Below are 16,357 nucleotides of genomic sequence, written 5' to 3' on the forward strand. Positions count from 1 at the left end.
CCGCCGCAAAAGCGGATACAGTCAATCGACCAAACCTTTATCGATACAGGCTGTTATGACGCTTAACGCTATCCGCATCGCCAGGCCGGTCACCGACCTTTCACTCAGTAGCCACATGTACTGCACAGGCCTGGGGCTGGAGCAAATCGCGCAGTTTGCCGATCATGACGGCTTTAGCGGCGTGATGGTCGGACGCCGCGATCTCGGCTGGCATCTTGAATTCACCCTCTGCCATCATCATCCGGTGAAGCCCTCTCCGGGCGAGGAAGATTTGCTGGTGCTTTATTACCCGGAAGCCGCGGAATGGCGGGAACAGTGTGCGAAAATGCTGACCGCCGGTTTTGCGCCGGTCAGCGCGTTCAATCCGTACTGGAATGTGAACGGTAAAACCTTTGTCGACGGCGACGGTTATCGCGTGGTGCTGCAAAACAGAAGCTGGCCATAGACGCTACTCCATAAGCCGGACGTCAGGATGGCGCGGGCTTGCCGCTTCGTGAAAAATATCGCCCAGCCAGCCGGGAATTTCCGCCTCCGGGAGATCGTCCGGGATGATGATCCCACGCAGCGGCGAACATTTCTGCTCGTTCAGATCGACGCGGAAAAGTAGCCAGCGTTCGCCCTGGCGCTGGACGCCAATATGGCGCCCGAATACGTCATAAATCAGCATTCCATCACCCTGCCGATCGCAGGGGATGATGGGCGGCTCATGCATGCCATTAGGCTTTGTCCTCGCGCAGCCACGGGGTCACGGTAATCCCTGTCAGCAGCCCTTCCGGGCTCAGCAGCCGCGTGACGGTTTGCCCCCACGGCTCAATGCGGTTGTCCACCAGCAGACGATAGCCTCTGGCCTTCAGCGCGTCGGTGGCGGTGTTGATATCGCGCACTTCAAACTCGACCCACGCCTGCGGCACCGGCAGATAGTCAGGCCAGAGATCGGCGTCAAAGCAGGAGCGCGCCGCCTGCGCCAGCGGCCACAGGGCAAAATGTTTTACCCCGCCGATGGCGTCATGTTCGGTCAGCAGATACTCTTCGTTACCGGGCATCGGTTTTAGCGGCAGGCCCAGCGCAGCCACATAAAACTCCCTGCTGGCCGGCGTCGATTGCGTTATCGGCCCAAAGCCGGCGACAAAAAGCACATCCATACCGTCTAAATCGTATTCCATACTCTCTCCTGTCATTATCCGTGATGCGTTAACAGATTTTATACTCTGCCGCGCACGACTTGCCCAGAATCCTCTTTTCTCATGACTATTTTTAGTGCGTTTGCCTGAATCATTGAGAAAACGCATGCTCTGCTCGTTGCGCCCGACGGCGCTGCGCTATGCTTAGCTTCCCTTTGGTTTTCAATACTTCGCGTTATGACCACTTCCGCCAGCACCACTCAGCTTAATCTGCGTATTATTTCTATCGTTGTTTTTACCTGTATCTGCTATCTCTCTATTGGCCTGCCGCTCGCCGTACTGCCGGGCTATATCCACTATCAGCTGGGCTATAGCCCCTTTATCGCCGGCGTGGTCATCAGCCTTCAGTACATCTCAACCCTGATCAGCCGCCCGCATGCGGGCCGCTACACCGATATCTGGGGGCCGAAAAAAGTCGTCAGTCGGGGGATTGTTTGCTGCCTGCTCAGCGGTCTCTTCACGCTGCTCGCGGTCTTGCTGCAATCCTCGCCGCCGCTGGCCGTTGCCGCGCTGTTGGTGGGGCGCATTTTCCTCGGCGTCGGGGAAAGTTTTACCGCCACCGGCGCGACCCTGTGGGGGATCAAAACCGTCGGTGCGATTCACACTTCGCGAGTGATCTCGTGGAACGGCGTGGCGACCTACGTCGCCATGGCGGTCGGCGCCCCGCTGGCTGTCATGCTTAACGGCTATTTTGGCATCAGCGGATTTGCCACCGTGGTGATCCTGGCGGCGGCGGTTGGCCTGCTCTATGCCCGTACGCGGCAGGACGTCAGCGTGACGGCGGGGATCAGAGCGCCGTTTCATGTGGTGGCGCGCAAAATCTGGCCCTACGGGCTGGGGCTGGCGCTGGGTACCGTCGGTTTTGGGGTTATCGCAACCTTTATTACCCTCTACTTCTCCGCCCATAGCTGGCAAGGCGCGGCGTTTACCCTCTCCCTGTTCAGCATCGGTTTTATCTGCATCCGCCTGATCCTGGGCAACACCATTACCCGCTACGGCGGCGTGCGGGTATCGTTAATCTGTTTTGCGATCGAATGTATCGGCCTGCTGATCATCTGGTCGGCCTCCTCGGCGTGGATGGCCGGAATGGGCGCCTTTCTCACCGGCTCGGGCTTTTCGCTGGTCTTCCCGGCGCTTGGCGTGGAAGCGGTGAAACAGGTTGAAGAACAGAATCAGGGCACCGCGCTGGGCACCTATTCGGCCTTTCTCGATCTGGCGTTGGGATTAACCGGCCCGGTCGCCGGGTGGGTGGCCGGTTATTACGATCTGGAGACTATTTATTTGTTGGCGGCGGCGGTGGTCGCACTGGCATTTATCTTGATTTTGCGCATTTACCTGCAACAACGCGCTGCTTTACCGCGAACCTGAGGAAGCATCGTCGAAAGATAACCGGCGCAAATATGGGTAAAAAATTAATCAATAATTGACGGCAATTCAGCTTCCGTGCCACCATCGCCTCAGCGTCCGGCAAGCGGCGCGATGGTGGTACGGGTGAATATCAGAGACCGCATGTTTAAGGTCCATGCCCGTCCGCAACCTGATTCTGGCGGGAATAAAGACATGCACCAAAGTTTTAATCAGCGCGTTCATTTCTATTACTGCATTCTGGTGGCGCTGAAAATACACGCAAAATCGAAGAAATCAGGCGGTGTCCGCGGGAAAAATAATTTCCTGCTCAAGTGGCTGCGTAAAGCGCAGGACAACAATATATTCCACCCGGATATTACCAGCGAGATCGAATGGCTGCGCGGCAAAATCATTCAGGCCGGCTACGATACCGACCTTGAACCCATGCTCGATTTTGTCTACGCCACCGCCAAACGCGCGGAAGATCTTAAGAACGCCGACTGATTCACGCCCGAGCCGCCTGGCCCGGGCGTTGTACTTTAGCGTTTGTTACGGTGCGTCAGGAGATAGACTGCCGGGATCACCAGCATCGAGAGCAGCGGCGCGGTGATCATCCCGCCGATCATCGGCGCGGCGATACGCTGCATCACCTCCGATCCGGTGCCCCCTCCCCACATAATCGGCAGCAGTCCGGCCATGATTGTCGCCACGGTCATCACTTTCGGGCGCACGCGCAGCACGGCCCCTTCATGAATAGCCTCGTTGAGCGCGCGATCGTTCAGCTCGGAGCGGCGTTTCGCGATCGCCTGGTTCAAATAGAGCACCATAATCACCCCGAACTCCGCCGCCACGCCGGCAAGCGCAATAAAACCCACGGCGGCGGCTACCGACAGGTTGTAGCCCAGCAGCCAGAGCAGCCAGACGCCGCCGATCAGCGAAAACGGCAAAGTTCCCATAATCAGCAGAGCGTCTTTAACGCGGCTGAAAGTGACGTAAAGCAGGATAAAGATAATCATCAGGGTAAACGGCAGCACGATTTTCAGCTTCGCGGTGGCGCGCTCAAGGTACTCATACTGCCCGGACCAGGTCAGCGAGATGCCTTCCGGCAGCCTGACCCGTTTGCCGACCTCGCTCTGCATTTCATCAACTGCGGATTTTAAGTCGCGCCCGCGAATATCCACGTAGATCCAGTCCGACAGGCGGGCGTTTTCGCTTTTCAGCATCGGCGGGCCGTCGGTAATGGTGATGTCCGCCAGTTCCGAGAGCGCTACCTGCGCCCCGCCGCTGGTCACTACCGGCAGATCGCGCAGCTTTTGCAGCGAGTCGCGCATTTCTCGCGGGTAGCGGACGCCGATCGGGTAACGTTCTCGCCCCTCGATGGTTTCGCCGATGTTATCGCCGCCGACGACGCTGGCGACGATTGACTGCAGCTCCTTCACCGACACGCCGTAGCGGGCGGCTTTCACCCGGTCGATAGCGATATCGATATAGCGGCCGCCGTCGAGGCGTTCCGCCAGCGCCGACGTCACCCCCGGTACGCTACGCACGATGCGCTCAATCTCTTCGGCGGTCTTTTCGATCTCCGCCAGATTGTTACCGTTCACTTTGATGCCGACCGGGCTTTTGATGCCGGTCGCCAGCATGTCCAGGCGATTACGGATCGGCGGTACCCAGACGTTGGCTATCCCCGGTACCTTCACCGTATTGTCGAGCTCCTCGATCAGCTTATCCATGGTCATGCCGGGCCGCCATTCGCTTTTCGGCTTGAACTGAATCGTGGTTTCCAGCATGGTCAGCGGCGCCGGGTCGGTAGCGCTGTCCGCCCGCCCGGCCTTGCCGAATACGCTTTGCACTTCAGGAATGGTCTTGATCAGACGGTCGGTCTGCTGCAGCAAGCGTCCCGCTTCGCGGCTGGAGATCCCCGGCAGCGTGGAGGGCATATACAACAGGTCGCCCTCGTCAATTTGCGGCAGAAATTCGCTGCCGAGCTGCGCCAGCGGCCACAGCGTGGCAACCAGCAGCAGGCCCGCCGCCGCCAGCGTCGCCTTCGGCCACTGCAAAACTTTATCCAGCAGCGGCTCATAGGCGCGAATCAGCCAGCGGTTGAGCGGATTGGCGGTTTCATCAGGAATTTTGCCGCGAATAAAGTAGCCCATCAGCACCGGCACCAGGGTGATCCCGAGTCCGGCGGCCACCGCCATCGAATACGTTTTGGTGAAGGCCAGCGGCGAGAACATCTTGCCCTCCTGCGCCTCGAGGGTGAACACCGGAATAAACGACAGGGTGATAATCAGCAGGCTGCAAAACAGCGCAGGCCCCACTTCCGACGCCGCGTGCTGGGCAATCTGCCAGTAGTCGGCGGAGGACGGCTGGCGTTCAGGGTGCTCGTGCCGCCACTGCTCCAGTACCTTATGCATATTTTCTATCATCACGATTGCCGCATCGACCATGGCCCCGATGGCGATCGCAATCCCGCCTAGCGACATCATATTGGCGCTGACGCCCTGATAGTGCATCACAATAAACGCGCCAAGGATCCCCAGCGGCAGCGTGATCATCGCCACCAGAGCGCTGCGGAAGTGGAACAGAAACAGCGAGCAGACTACCGCCACGACGATAAACTCCTCAATGAGCTTATGGGTCAGGGTCTCGACGGAGTTTTTAATCAGCTGCGAACGATCGTAGACCGGAACAATCTCCACGCCTGCGGGCAGGCTTTTTTGCACTTCCGCCAGTTTGGCCTTTACCGCGTTAATGGTGCTGAGCGCGTTTTTACCCGAGCGCATAATGATTATCCCGCCCGCCACCTCGCCCTGGCCGTTGAGCTCGGCGACGCCGCGCCGGATCGCCGGTCCCCGGCGCACGCTGGCGACGTCGGAGAGCAGCACCGGCACGCCGCTGCGCGCAGCGATAACCACCTGGTTAAAGTCGTCGATGGACTTCAGGTAGCCGGTGGTGCGCACCATATATTCGGCTTCGCCCAGTTCGAGCACCGAACCGCCCCCTTCCTGGTTGGCGCTCTGGATCGCGCTAATCACCTGCTCGTGGGTGACGTTCAGCGCCCGCAGCCGGTCAGGATTAAGGATCACCTGATACTCTTTGACCATTCCGCCGACGCTGGCCACCTCCGAAACATCCGGCACGGTTTTCAGTTCATATTTGAGGATCCAGTCCTGAATCGCCCGCAGATCGCCGAGGCTATGCTGGCCGCTTTTGTCGGTAAGCACATATTCAAACACCCAGCCGACGCCGGTGGCATCCGGCCCCAGCGACGCTTTCGCTTCCGGCGGCAGGCTGCTCTGGACCTGGCTCAGGTACTCCAGCACGCGGGAGCGCGCCCAGTACGGGTCCGTTCCATCATCAAACAGCACATAGACATAAGCATCGCCGAACATCGAAAAGCCGCGCACGGTTTTCGCTCCCGGCACCGACAGCATGGTGGTGGTCAGCGGGTAGGTCACCTGATCTTCGACAATCTGCGGCGCTTTCCCCGGATAGCTCACGCGAATGATCACCTGGGTATCAGAGAGATCCGGCAGCGCGTCCAGCGGCGCCTGCTGTACCGACCAGACGCCCCAGGCGGCCATAATCAGCGTCGCCAGCAATACCAGCAGACGGTTGCGCAATGACCAGCGGATAACGGCGGCAATCATGGCTGCTCCTTAGCGCCGTTCAGCGGCATCATTGAGGTGACTCGCGCCCCTTCATCGGTCAGGACGAAGTGAAACATCACCGACTCGCCGGGCCGCATCTGTTCCCGCAGCTGCGGCGTAATAGCAAAATCCATGATCATTGCCGGCCATTTCAGCGCCGGTACCGGCTGGTGCGCAATGGTTACCGCCTCATCGCTCACGGCCTTAATAACGCCCTGCGCTGAGTAGCTTTTTGCCTCCTCCTCTTGCCCGGCCATTTGCGGCAGCGCGCTGCGCAGGCTGGCTTCGGAGTCAATCAGGAACTGCCCGGAAGTCACCACCTTTTGGCCCGCTTCGAGGCCGGATTTAATCTCAACCAGACCATTCTGCGTTCGCCCTGCGGTCACCTCAACCGGACGGAAATGCCCTTCGCCGTCGGCGATCAGCACCCGATTGCTGGTGCCGGTGGCAATTAATGCCTCTTCCGGAATAGCCAGAACAGCGCTCTCCTGCTGCGCCTCAGCCAGCTCAACGTTCAAATACATGCCCGGCTTGAGCCGATGCTGCGGATTATTCAGCACTACGCGGGCTTTCAACGTACGGGTGGTGGCTTCGAGGTCGGGAAGCAGTTCGCTGACGGTTCCCTGAAACGCCATACCGGGCCAGCTGCCGGTGGTGGCCGTCACCTTACTGCCTTCGCGCAGCAGGCTGGCCTGGCTTTGCGGGTAATCAATCACGATCCAGACCGGATCGAGGCTGGCCAGCTCGAACAGCGGTTGGGCTGTCGTGACCTGCGCGCCGGTGCGCACATCCAGCTTGCTGACGTATCCATCGTGCGGCGCGCGCACCGTCATGCGGGTTTGCGGTTGACCGCTGCGCTCAACGCTACGGATAACCGCTTCCGGCATAAACTGCAGCCGCAGGCGGTCGCGGGCCGCGGCGGTCAGCCCGCTATCGCCCAGCCGCCTCACCGCCAGATACTCCTGCTGCGCCGCCGCCCACTGCGGGATCCACAGCTCCGCCAGCGCCTCGTTCTTTTTCACAAACTGCTGGGAGGCGTTGACGTAAAGTTTCTCAATCAGACCGCTGGCCAGCGCCGGTACCGTTTCAACGCCCCGCTCATCAATGGCCACGGTAGCAAAAGCATTGAGCTTCAGCGCCAGCGTCTGGCGGGAGACGTTCGCCGTACGGACGCCAAGGTTTTGCTGCTGGCGGGCGCTAATCTGCACGCCCCCGGCGTCTTCTCCCGCGCCTTCATCGGCGAAACGCGGCACCAGATCCATATCCATAAACGGCGATTTACCCGGTTTATCAAAGCGCGTAGCGGGGGCCATTGGATCATACCAGTACAGCACTTTGCGACCCGTTTCCGCCTGGCCGCCGCCAGCGGAGGGCATCGGCGCGCTTCGCGAACCCAGCCAGTAGCCGCCCGCGGCGGCAAGGGCGACGGCCAGCGCCACAAGGGTAAGAGCAGATTTAAGCTTCATTATTTAACATCCTGTGGAATAAGGTAGCGAATAGCGGCCCACGCATCGGCAAGCGCTTTCTCCGCATTGTTGCTGGCAATTTCTCCGCTCAGGAGATCGCGACGGGCGGCGAGCAGCTCAGGCAGCGCGGAGCTACCGCCCCGATACTGGGCATTGACGAGACTCACCTTCTTGCGCAGCAGCGGCAGCACCTCGCTTTGCTGGCGATCGTAAATGGCTTTCGCGGCGTTATATTGCGAAATCAGCTGATACTGCTGCGCCTGATGTTCGCGCATCAATAACGTCAGCCGATCGTTGGCTTCATAGGTACGGGAGACGTCCGCTGCGTGGTCTTTGTCCTGACGTTTGCCCTGAAAAATAGGCATATCGACGGTAAACATGACCCCCACCATGTCGTCATAATCATCACCGCGTCGGGCGTAATAAACCTCAACGCCCACGTCGGGGATCGCCGCGACTTCCGACTGACCTGATTTCGCTTTCGCCAGATCGGCTTCTCTGGCGGCCTGGATCACTTCCGGGTGAAGTTTAATCCCGGCCATTAAGTCGGCTTCGTCGGCAGGCAGACGTTCAATGCGCGGCAGCGGGCCGGAGATATCGCGGACCTCCTTCCCGGTGAGCTGCAATAGGCGTGCCTGGGCGATCTGTACATCGCGGCGGGCATTATCCTGCTCATTTTTCATCGCATTCAGCGCCAGCTGAACGTCCAGCACGCTGCTGGGACTGGCGCTGGCGCTGCTGACGCCGGCCTTTTGTACGTCGATTTGCCGGGACGTTTCGCTAATCAACGTCTGCACCGAGCGCAGCGACTTCTGCGCCAGCGCCAGCGCCAGCCACGCCTGGGCGGTTTCCCGCTGCAGCCGGGCACGAATCACATCGGCATTAGCGGCGGTCTGGCGCGCCTCGGCGGTAATGGAGTCGGCTTTCCGTTCACGCTTGGTACTGCTGACGTAGTCCTGCATCACGCCAACTCTTTGCATGGTCATCCCCTCGCGGGTGAGACGGCCGGCGTTATTGCCGCCCAGCGGGACGTTTTCAATACCAAATTTCAGCTTCGGATCGGGGAGCTGCATCGCAGAATCCGCCATATTCTTCAAAGCGTTAACCTGATGATCGTTGGCGGAGAGCTCGGCGGAGTAGTTTTCCGCCGCCGACAGGGCCTCAGAAAGCGTCGTTGCCCAGCCGTTGGTGGACATCAGCGACAGTAAAAGAGGCAGCCCGCAGGCCGCCTTATTGAAGATGTGCATAATGACTCCGGAATTATCGCGCGGTAATTGAAACGATCGCGTAGCCGGAGTCGGTCTGGCGGAAGGTGAAATCGACCTGCTCTCCCACCGCCAGCTTTTTATCGTGGTTATCAGCGAGCGCAAAGCTCATGGTCATCGCCGGCCAGTTCAGCTCGGTAACCGGAGAGTGGGCAATCACGACGGCATCGTCGCGCCAGGCTTTAATGACCCCGCTGGCCGAATAAAGCGTGGCGGAATCATCCGCCTTCTTCATCTCCGGCATATCCGCCATGGAGGACATGGTGTGATGGTGCATCGCGGCGTCTTCCGCGCTGGCGGTAAATGCGCTGAAGGAAAAGGTCAGTACGCTGGTAATAAGCAGAAAAATAGAGGTCGAACGCATAATAAAGTCTCCGAAAAAAACATAAAGTCGCCCGCAGACCGGGCAGATCTGATGGATGTTTTTAACGGTGCGTTATTCCCTGAAACGGCAGAAGCGTATCTCAACCGGCGGACCGGTGACCGGCGGCGTGCGCCAGTCCATACGTTCAGCGCAGGTCTCCTGCTGCGGGGAAACCACGAGTAGCGCGGTTTCGGAGGGGAGCGCGTTCAGCTGTAGAGAGGTTAAGGAGTTAGGCTGCGCGGTATCGGGGTCGCAGTGCTTCTCACAGATAACTTTCTGGCCGACGTTTTCCATGCCGGGCATGTTCATCATGCCATCGACAATATGGTGAATCTGCACCTGCGGCGCCGCGGGCTGCTGCTGGCCGCCATGGTGCGCCGCGACGGCGAGCTGAAGGTTGAGCAGTAACCAACAGGCAATAACAAGCCCTGCGCGGATACGAAGCCGGCGCCGGGTTGCTTGTTTAAATAATGCCTGTAGTGACTGAATCATAGTGATATTCGCAATTAGACGACCGCTGGATTAAATCATACTCACTGCAAGAATTAAACGATATTTCAAAGAGAAAACTCCAGGTTAAATAGAATGAAGTTTCTCTATAAATATTTACACCAAAAAGGGATATCAGTATTTGACCTTCCCCTTGGGGGAAGGTGTATAGCCGGCGGATAATGTATTTAATAAATAGCAAAAATGTTATTTATATGTAATTAGCAAAAGTGAACGCGATTATTATTCCAGCACCAACGTATCGCCGGTTGCCGGCGCGCTACTCTCCGCTAGCCACCAGCGCCCCCATGAACCGGTGCAGTGGCAGGCCATCACCTCCTCAACCTTCTGCTGGCGCAAGAATTGTCTAAGCTGACGAATTGCCCACGGCGGCGCGCTGCGCAGATGAAGACCGCCGATGATGGCGTATACCTGCTGGATGCCGGTGATCTTCTGGCAGTGGCGAACGGTATTGATCAATCCGCGATGTCCGCAGCCGCAGATAATGACTAACCCTCGCGTCGAGCGGTAGATCAGGACGCCTTCATCGACAATATAGTCCTCACCCTGGGATTGACCCGTCAGGAGGCCATAGGCACGCGGGTGAGCGACCGTAATCTCACCGGACCACAGCAGTCGTTCGCCGATCGCCACCGGCTCGCGGCTGTACTCCATGCGGTGGCGGGAGTAGTCGATATCTCGCGACAGCTTTTTGACTTTCCAGTTGCGTCCTGCGAGAGATAACGCCGAGTAGCGGGTGAGTCCAATCTGCGGATGACAAATAATACGGCTGTTGTCCGGTAGCCACGGCACCCCGCCGCAGTGATCGTAATGTCCATGGGAGAGCACCGTGGCGGTAAGGTCAGATAAAGAGACGCCCATACGCTGCGCATTATGAAGAAACGTGCCGTCTGGCCCGGTATCAAACAGCACGCGGCTGGTTTCATCCTCCACAAGCAGGCTTAATCCGGGTTTCGCCTGCAGCAGGCTGTCCTGCCCCTTGCCGAGCCGGTTTTCGAGTAACACCTTAATGATTAACGCCATTTAATGACCATCCCCCTTGGTTTGCGACGCCTACTGTAGCCAACCGCTGGCGGGGATGCCGTGATGAACCCTGCATAAGATAAAGTGACAGCGTCACAACAAAGTAACATATTGATTCTGTTTAGTTGCCAGATAAGCATTGCCGTCTATGCTGATGAACGAGTTTCTCTTAACCGGAGCGCGCTATGGCAGACTGGAATCCTTCACTTTATTTGCAGTTCGGCGCTGAGCGTACGCGGCCCGCCGCCGAGCTTCTCGCCCGCATCGCCCACCATCCCGCCACGCTGGCCGTTGATCTGGGCTGCGGACCTGGCAACAGTACCGCTCTACTGCGCGATGCCTGGCCAGATGCCACGATTATCGGCGTTGATAATTCTCCGGCCATGCTGGAAGAGGCCTCCCGGCGGCTACCGGACTGCCGGTTCGTCGAGGCGGATATCACTGCGTTTCGCCCCGAGCGGCCGGCGGACGTGATTTATGCCAATGCTTCGCTGCAGTGGCTCACGGATCATCAGCGCCTTTTCCCTCATCTGGTCAGCAATCTTGCGAAAAACGGCGTACTGGCGGTGCAAATGCCGGTGAACTGGCAAGAGCCCTCGCACGTGCTGATGCGTCAGGTTGCTGAAGAGCTGGGGCATCCGGCCAGTGGGCGGCAGCCGCTGCCGGATGTGTCGGAGTATTACGATATGCTGACCACCAGCGGCTGCGAGGTGGATATCTGGCGCACCACCTACCATCACCCGCTGGCATCGCACCAGGCCATTATTGAATGGCTACAGTCAACGGGCCTGCGACCGTTTTTACAACCGCTTGATGAACAGCAGCGCCAGGCGTTTCTCGGACGCTATCTGGAGCGGCTGAAACAGCACTATCCGTTACAGTGTAACGGAAAGGTACTGCTGCGATTTCCGCGCCTGTTTATCGTCGCGCGCCGCTAGCGCCATCGGAGTGTAAAAAGAGGGAGAGAACGCTACGGCGCAGGAAGCAGGCGCCGTAGGCCAGGTTTACCAGGACAGATGATGGACCAGAGAGAGATCCCATGCGGTGGCCAGCAGCGAAAGAAACATGATGAGGTTCACAACCGTCTCTATGCGTTTTTCCATTTTGTTACTCCTGAGTCGTTTCCCCTGTTTTACAGGGGAAATCTTAATAACTTCTTAATCTCAGATTTTCAGAGCGTCACGCGGTAACGAACATAGTCATCGGCGGGCGTAAATTCATCATACAGACGCCGGGCCGGATTATCAGTACGAGTGTGCCAGTACAGCCGCGACCACCCTTTCTCTTTCCCTTCCGCTTGCAGCGCCTGCATCAACGCCCTGGCGATGCCTTTTCCGCGCATCGGCGGGGCAACAAACAGATCTTCCAGATAGCAAACAGGCGTCTTTACCCAGGTGCCTTCGTGAAGGACACAAATCGCAAATCCAGCGATGTTGCCATCCGCCAGGGCAACCCGGCCCAGCATGGGAGAAGCGGAATCAAGCATCCGCTGCCAGGTATATTCCGTGACGTCGGATGGCTGCGGGCTACCGTAGAAACGGGTATAGCCTTCCCAAAGCTGTAGCCACTGCGCTTTGTCCTGCTGGCTCACTTCACGAATTTCAATGACCATGGGTCTCATCCCTCGTTTGGATAAGCCATTATTTTCCAGTCAGATAATTAGTTCAACCGCCGGGGGCACAATTCATCTTTTTCTCTTAATTGCCCCTGTTTCCGCTGCCGGACGAAATGGGCACAATCTTTCAGACCTGCGTTTATAAAAAAACACGTAAGTATGTTGTAACTAATTAGAGTGCCAAACTAACCCGGCAGCTGCCGGGTTGAGAGTGATGCTCCATCGCTTCAGGAATGTGCCCGGATGAGTGCCGGGCGGCGGCTGACGCCTTACCCGGCCGACACAATCGACGCTATTCTGGTCGTCCGTCAGCGGGCTTTAGAGTATCAGCATAATGGCTTAACGGCGGCGCGCATGCCGTCGCGCAGAATAGCATCCAGATCCTGCGTGACCCGATCAACCAGACCCGGCACTTTCGTCAGGTCCTGCTCCCAGTGGGATTCAACGGACAGTACGGCTTTTACCAACTCGCCGGTGGTGATTTGCGCATCCCGATGCTGGGCCCATAGCGCCTTATAGCTCTCCATCCATTCGGCATCATCCTGAACCGGATAGTTCTCACCGTTACGCTCGCCGCGATAAAAGGCGATCAGCGCCGCCAGCGCAAAGGTCAGGCGCGTCGGGAGAGCCCCCTCTTTCTTCTGGCCCGCCAGCAGCTGCGGCAGAATGCGGGTACGATATTTAGTCATGCCGTTCAGCGCGATAGACAGCAGCTGATGCTTGATGTACGGGTTACGGAAACGACCGGTTACCGCGCTGGCGAAGGACGCCAGCTCATCGCGCGGCAGATCGAGAACCGGAATAATCTCCTGATAAATCGCCTTCTCGACGAATGAGCAGATTTCCGCATCGTTCATCGCTTCGCCCACCGTATCCAGGCCTGCCTGGAAGGCGACCGGCACCAGCGCGGTGTGCGCGCCGTTAAGAATGGCCACTTTACGCTCTTTGTACGGTTTAATATCGTCAACAATCAGCACATTAAGCGGTAGCTTATCGAGGCGCAGCTCGGCGGCCAGGGATTTCGGCCCCTGAATGACAAACAGGTAGAAATGTTCGGCGGTATCGAGGAAGCCGTCTTTATACCCCAGTTGCTCTTCAATCTGCGCGGCTTCATCGCGCGGATAGCCGGTCACAATACGGTCTACCAGGGTGGAGCAAAACGCGTTGGCTTCATCCAGCCATGCCACAAACGCTTCCGGCAGCGCCCACTCCTGCGCATAGCGCAGCACCAGTTCCCGCAGCGCTTCACCGTTATAATCAATCAGCTCGCAGGGAACGATGACCCAGCCTTTATCCGCCGCGCCGGAGAAATGGCTGTAGCGTTCAAACAGCAGGCGGGTCAGTTTTGCCGGATAGCTTACCGCAGGCGCATCGTCGAAGCGGTCGCCCGCGTGGTAGCTAATACCCGCTTCGGTGGTATTGGAAAACACAAACCGCATATCCGGGTTGTGCGCCAGCCGCAGCAGTTCATCGTAATCCGCATAGGCGCTGATTTCGCGGTTTACCGAGCGAATCAGACGCGCATCGCTGACCGCTTCCCCTTTCTCGTTCAGGCCGCGAATAATCGTGGTGTAGAGGCCATCCTGGGTGCTGAGCGACGGCGGGAATGAGCTCTCAATCGGACGCACGATCACCACCCCGGCATTCAGGTCGGTATGCTCGTTCAGCAGATCGATCTGCCAGTCGATAAACGCGCGCAGGAAGTTACCTTCGCCAAACTGAATGATACGTTCAGGGTACTGCGCGCCCGGGAAATCGCGACGGTTTAGTGTTTTCACAAGGGTTCCCTCATAGAGTAGTCATACAACCTGAGTAATTGGTCCAATAAGTTATCAGGTTTTTACGCAAGTGAAACCCTGTTTTGATCAAAGCTGTATGCAATATAAAATTTATGACAGAAATTTATAGAACAGCGATGTTGCCGTCAGCTCGCCGTCGGGCATCAGCGCATAGCGTGGAATTTCCCCGGCTTTTTCCCAACCACACTGTACATAAAAGTTTTCTGCTCCGCTGCCGGTCGCCGTATCCAGCACCAGAACGCTCTTACCCTGCTCGCGCGCGATGGCTTCCAGTCGGGACATCAGCGCATTCGCCAGCCCCTGACGCCGCGCATTTTGGTGAACCAGAAGTTTGGCGACATCGGCGCGGTGCGGCTGGTTTTCCGGCTGGTCGGTAATCAGCTGCACCGTACCAACAAGCCGCTGCTGCGCATCCGCTGCGGCGAGAACAATGCGCTCACCGGCGGCGACGCTCTGCGCCATTCGCAGCCAGAACGCCGTCGCGGTTTCCGGGGAAAAAGGCAGCATAAAGCTCACCGAGGCCCCGCCGTTGACGCAGCTGACGAGAATGTCGGTTAATTCAGGAAGGTGTTCAAGAATATCGTCACGCGACAGCGTGCGCAGAGAAAAGGATGTGGTCATAGGTAACTCCTTGAAATTGACCACATCACTATGTTTTTAACTTATATTTAACACAAGCGGAATTACCATCGTATTTTCTTATGTACGATTCAGACCATTTCTTGCGTAAAAATACGATTGCGTCCGGCTTTTTTTGCCCGAATCATAGAATCATCGGCGACCATGAGCAGCTGGTTGAACAGATCCGTTATTCTGGCTGAACCCGGCGCCCGGCTCTCCAGCCCCATGCTGATGGTCAGCTGGATCCTGTTTTGCCCCCAGGTGAAGGTTTGCGACTCGATGCCCTGGCGAATTTTTTCCGCCAGCAGCACTCCGTCTCGCGCGGATGAGGTCAGCGCCGCGACGGCAAACTCTTCCCCACCAATACGCGCCACCATGCCCTCTTCACCCACCAGCTGCCGCACCTGCTGCGCAAACTGGGCCAGCATACAATCGCCGCACTCGTGGCCCCAGCGATCGTTAACCTGCTTGAAGCCGTCGATGTCGAGCACCATCACGGTGAGCAGCTCGTTTTCCGCGATCGGCTGACGTTTCAACGCTTCGCTTAGCCCGGAGCGAGAATAGACCCGGGTCTGGAAGTCGAAATCAGCGCGCAGGGCCAGCTGTTTGACCAGGTTATTAATCGCCTCAACGCTGGAAGCGACGATGATGGGGCTGATCAGCATCGCAGCAATCCCCAGGCGCGTTGAAAACAGCTGCCACGGCTGCATCCGGGTATCGGGGGAGAGATGGATAAGCGAGTTCGCCACCAGCAGAATTTCGCTAATCCCGGTAATAAAGGTCAACAGGCAGGTTAACGGTAGCGGATAGCGAATCGCGCACCAAATCAGCGCCGGTAACGGGAAGGTTATGCTCCCGGCCCCGCCCACCGCCACGCCGAGCACAATCGACAGCACCAGCGCAATCGCCGGCAACAGCTGACGCAGGCGAAAACGCCCGAACGCCGAAGGGAGCGTGAGGGTTAAAATGAACGGCAGGATCAGCACAGCAGTCGAAAACTGTTCGCTAAACCAGTCCGCCAGTTGGGGAATAAACGTGGCGCGTTCCACATCTACCGAACCCAGCGCCCCGACGGCCGCGCAGAGCAGCGCCGCCAGCAGACAGTAGCAAAACAGGCTTAGCGCATTTATCGGTCCCGGCATCGAATCAGCCCGGCGCTTATCCCACAAAATGAGCTGCGCCAGGGTGACGATAAAAACGATATTGGAGAAGTTGATCAGAAAGGAGGCGAACCCCATTCCCCAACGAGATGTTAAACCGTCATATACCAGCATGGCGGCAAAACAAACGGCGTAAAAATAGCTGCGATTTAGCCAGATATAACGCGCAAAAATCCCCGCCATTACCGCGTTCAGCGGCCAGAAGAACGACAATTCTTGTACCAGACGCAGCATCGCGCCAAAGAAATGCAGTAGTAGCGTTAAAGTGAACAACACCAGCGCATCACGCACGGGCTGTTCCTCACGAAACAGCGTGAATGACCGAATCGACAGTGGAGACATTCATGATTATC

General features: G+C 57.7%; 16 protein-coding genes. 4 read left to right on the forward strand and 12 right to left on the reverse strand.

Annotated features, from left to right (window positions below; translation table 11 throughout):
* Positions 1-55 precede the first annotated feature (55 nt).
* Positions 56-445 carry a VOC family protein gene (locus ABLU96_RS20940; RefSeq protein WP_042945239.1) on the forward strand — a complete coding sequence of 130 codons (390 nt, stop codon included), beginning with the start codon at positions 56-58 and terminating at the stop codon, positions 443-445.
* 3 nt (positions 446-448) lie between these two features.
* On the opposite strand, the gene ABLU96_RS20945 is transcribed toward ABLU96_RS20940, so the two are convergent.
* Positions 449-667 (reverse strand): hypothetical protein, encoded by a 219-nt coding sequence (locus ABLU96_RS20945; RefSeq protein WP_025105738.1) that lies wholly within the window; start codon positions 665-667, stop codon positions 449-451.
* A gap of 49 nt (positions 668-716) precedes the next feature.
* A complete protein-coding gene (locus ABLU96_RS20950) occupies positions 717-1,163 on the reverse strand; it encodes a hypothetical protein (RefSeq protein ID WP_064378169.1) in 447 nt (148 codons plus the stop codon).
* 195 nt (positions 1,164-1,358) lie between these two features.
* Here ABLU96_RS20950 and ABLU96_RS20955 point away from each other — a divergent pair, with 195 nt between their 5' ends.
* Positions 1,359-2,549, forward strand: a complete 1,191-nt coding sequence (locus ABLU96_RS20955; protein WP_064406373.1) for an MFS transporter — start codon at positions 1,359-1,361, stop codon at positions 2,547-2,549.
* A 192-nt stretch (positions 2,550-2,741) separates the two neighbouring features.
* The gene (locus ABLU96_RS20960; RefSeq protein WP_025105740.1) at positions 2,742-3,032 is read left to right on the forward strand and encodes a hypothetical protein; all 291 of its coding nucleotides are present in this window, start codon (positions 2,742-2,744) and stop codon (positions 3,030-3,032) included.
* Between the two features lie 35 nt (positions 3,033-3,067).
* On the opposite strand, the gene ABLU96_RS20965 is transcribed toward ABLU96_RS20960, so the two are convergent.
* The 6 genes from ABLU96_RS20965 to ABLU96_RS20990 all read right to left on the reverse strand — a co-directional run bounded on the left by ABLU96_RS20965 (position 3,068) and on the right by ABLU96_RS20990 (position 10,809).
* Entirely contained in the window at positions 3,068-6,181 is a 3,114-nt protein-coding gene (locus ABLU96_RS20965) for an efflux RND transporter permease subunit (protein ID WP_014229476.1), read from the reverse strand.
* A complete protein-coding gene (locus tag ABLU96_RS20970) occupies positions 6,178-7,647 on the reverse strand; it encodes an efflux RND transporter periplasmic adaptor subunit (RefSeq protein ID WP_064406377.1) in 1,470 nt (489 codons plus the stop codon). Before ABLU96_RS20970 ends, ABLU96_RS20965 begins: the two co-directional genes overlap by 4 nt.
* Positions 7,647-8,894, reverse strand: a complete 1,248-nt coding sequence (locus ABLU96_RS20975) for a TolC family protein (protein ID WP_032694361.1) — start codon at positions 8,892-8,894, stop codon at positions 7,647-7,649. The genes ABLU96_RS20970 and ABLU96_RS20975 overlap by 1 nt, the downstream gene beginning before the upstream one ends.
* 13 nt (positions 8,895-8,907) lie before the next feature.
* On the reverse strand, positions 8,908-9,276 hold the full coding sequence (locus ABLU96_RS20980; RefSeq protein WP_014229479.1) for a copper-binding protein: 369 nt from the start codon (positions 9,274-9,276) through the stop codon (positions 8,908-8,910).
* A gap of 72 nt (positions 9,277-9,348) precedes the next feature.
* Complete coding sequence (locus tag ABLU96_RS20985; protein ID WP_004851141.1) at positions 9,349-9,768, reverse strand: hypothetical protein; 420 nt, start codon at positions 9,766-9,768, stop codon at positions 9,349-9,351.
* 240 nt (positions 9,769-10,008) lie between these two features.
* On the reverse strand, positions 10,009-10,809 hold the full coding sequence (locus ABLU96_RS20990) for an MBL fold metallo-hydrolase (RefSeq protein ID WP_032694364.1): 801 nt from the start codon (positions 10,807-10,809) through the stop codon (positions 10,009-10,011).
* A gap of 185 nt (positions 10,810-10,994) precedes the next feature.
* Between ABLU96_RS20990 and tam the strand changes: the two genes are divergently transcribed.
* Positions 10,995-11,747 (forward strand): trans-aconitate 2-methyltransferase, encoded by a 753-nt coding sequence (gene tam / locus ABLU96_RS20995; RefSeq protein WP_064406381.1) that lies wholly within the window; start codon positions 10,995-10,997, stop codon positions 11,745-11,747.
* 233 nt (positions 11,748-11,980) lie between these two features.
* On the opposite strand, the gene ABLU96_RS21000 is transcribed toward tam, so the two are convergent.
* The 4 genes from ABLU96_RS21000 to ABLU96_RS21015 all read right to left on the reverse strand — a co-directional run bounded on the left by ABLU96_RS21000 (position 11,981) and on the right by ABLU96_RS21015 (position 16,346).
* On the reverse strand, positions 11,981-12,421 hold the full coding sequence (locus ABLU96_RS21000; RefSeq protein ID WP_025105746.1) for a GNAT family N-acetyltransferase: 441 nt from the start codon (positions 12,419-12,421) through the stop codon (positions 11,981-11,983).
* Positions 12,422-12,750: 329 nt separating this feature from the next.
* On the reverse strand, positions 12,751-14,202 hold the full coding sequence (locus ABLU96_RS21005; RefSeq protein ID WP_038424556.1) for a tagaturonate reductase: 1,452 nt from the start codon (positions 14,200-14,202) through the stop codon (positions 12,751-12,753).
* A 111-nt stretch (positions 14,203-14,313) separates the two neighbouring features.
* On the reverse strand, positions 14,314-14,844 hold the full coding sequence (locus tag ABLU96_RS21010; RefSeq protein ID WP_004851153.1) for a GNAT family N-acetyltransferase: 531 nt from the start codon (positions 14,842-14,844) through the stop codon (positions 14,314-14,316).
* An 89-nt stretch (positions 14,845-14,933) separates the two neighbouring features.
* Positions 14,934-16,346 (reverse strand): GGDEF domain-containing protein, encoded by a 1,413-nt coding sequence (locus ABLU96_RS21015; protein WP_004851155.1) that lies wholly within the window; start codon positions 16,344-16,346, stop codon positions 14,934-14,936.
* Positions 16,347-16,357 lie beyond the last annotated feature (11 nt).

Origin of the sequence: Klebsiella sp. CN_Kp106, assembly GCF_040064575.1 — a bacterium.
GTDB lineage: Bacteria > Pseudomonadota > Gammaproteobacteria > Enterobacterales > Enterobacteriaceae > Klebsiella > Klebsiella michiganensis.

Bases quoted from the DNA above. Each gene is read 5' to 3' on its own strand.
- ABLU96_RS20940 (WP_042945239.1), top strand. From the start codon at position 56: ATGACGCTTAACGCTATCCGCATCGCCAGGCCGGTCACCGACCTTTCA.
- ABLU96_RS20945 (WP_025105738.1), bottom strand. From the start codon at position 667: ATGCTGATTTATGACGTATTCGGGCGCCATATTGGCGTCCAGCGCCAG.
- ABLU96_RS20950 (WP_064378169.1), bottom strand. From the start codon at position 1,163: ATGGAATACGATTTAGACGGTATGGATGTGCTTTTTGTCGCCGGCTTT.
- ABLU96_RS20955 (WP_064406373.1), top strand. From the start codon at position 1,359: ATGACCACTTCCGCCAGCACCACTCAGCTTAATCTGCGTATTATTTCT.
- ABLU96_RS20960 (WP_025105740.1), top strand. From the start codon at position 2,742: ATGCACCAAAGTTTTAATCAGCGCGTTCATTTCTATTACTGCATTCTG.
- ABLU96_RS20965 (WP_014229476.1), bottom strand. From the start codon at position 6,181: ATGATTGCCGCCGTTATCCGCTGGTCATTGCGCAACCGTCTGCTGGTA.
- ABLU96_RS20970 (WP_064406377.1), bottom strand. From the start codon at position 7,647: ATGAAGCTTAAATCTGCTCTTACCCTTGTGGCGCTGGCCGTCGCCCTT.
- ABLU96_RS20975 (WP_032694361.1), bottom strand. From the start codon at position 8,894: ATGCACATCTTCAATAAGGCGGCCTGCGGGCTGCCTCTTTTACTGTCG.
- ABLU96_RS20980 (WP_014229479.1), bottom strand. From the start codon at position 9,276: ATGCGTTCGACCTCTATTTTTCTGCTTATTACCAGCGTACTGACCTTT.
- ABLU96_RS20985 (WP_004851141.1), bottom strand. From the start codon at position 9,768: ATGATTCAGTCACTACAGGCATTATTTAAACAAGCAACCCGGCGCCGG.
- ABLU96_RS20990 (WP_032694364.1), bottom strand. From the start codon at position 10,809: ATGGCGTTAATCATTAAGGTGTTACTCGAAAACCGGCTCGGCAAGGGG.
- tam (WP_064406381.1), top strand. From the start codon at position 10,995: ATGGCAGACTGGAATCCTTCACTTTATTTGCAGTTCGGCGCTGAGCGT.
- ABLU96_RS21000 (WP_025105746.1), bottom strand. From the start codon at position 12,421: ATGGTCATTGAAATTCGTGAAGTGAGCCAGCAGGACAAAGCGCAGTGG.
- ABLU96_RS21010 (WP_004851153.1), bottom strand. From the start codon at position 14,844: ATGACCACATCCTTTTCTCTGCGCACGCTGTCGCGTGACGATATTCTT.
- ABLU96_RS21015 (WP_004851155.1), bottom strand. From the start codon at position 16,346: ATGTCTCCACTGTCGATTCGGTCATTCACGCTGTTTCGTGAGGAACAG.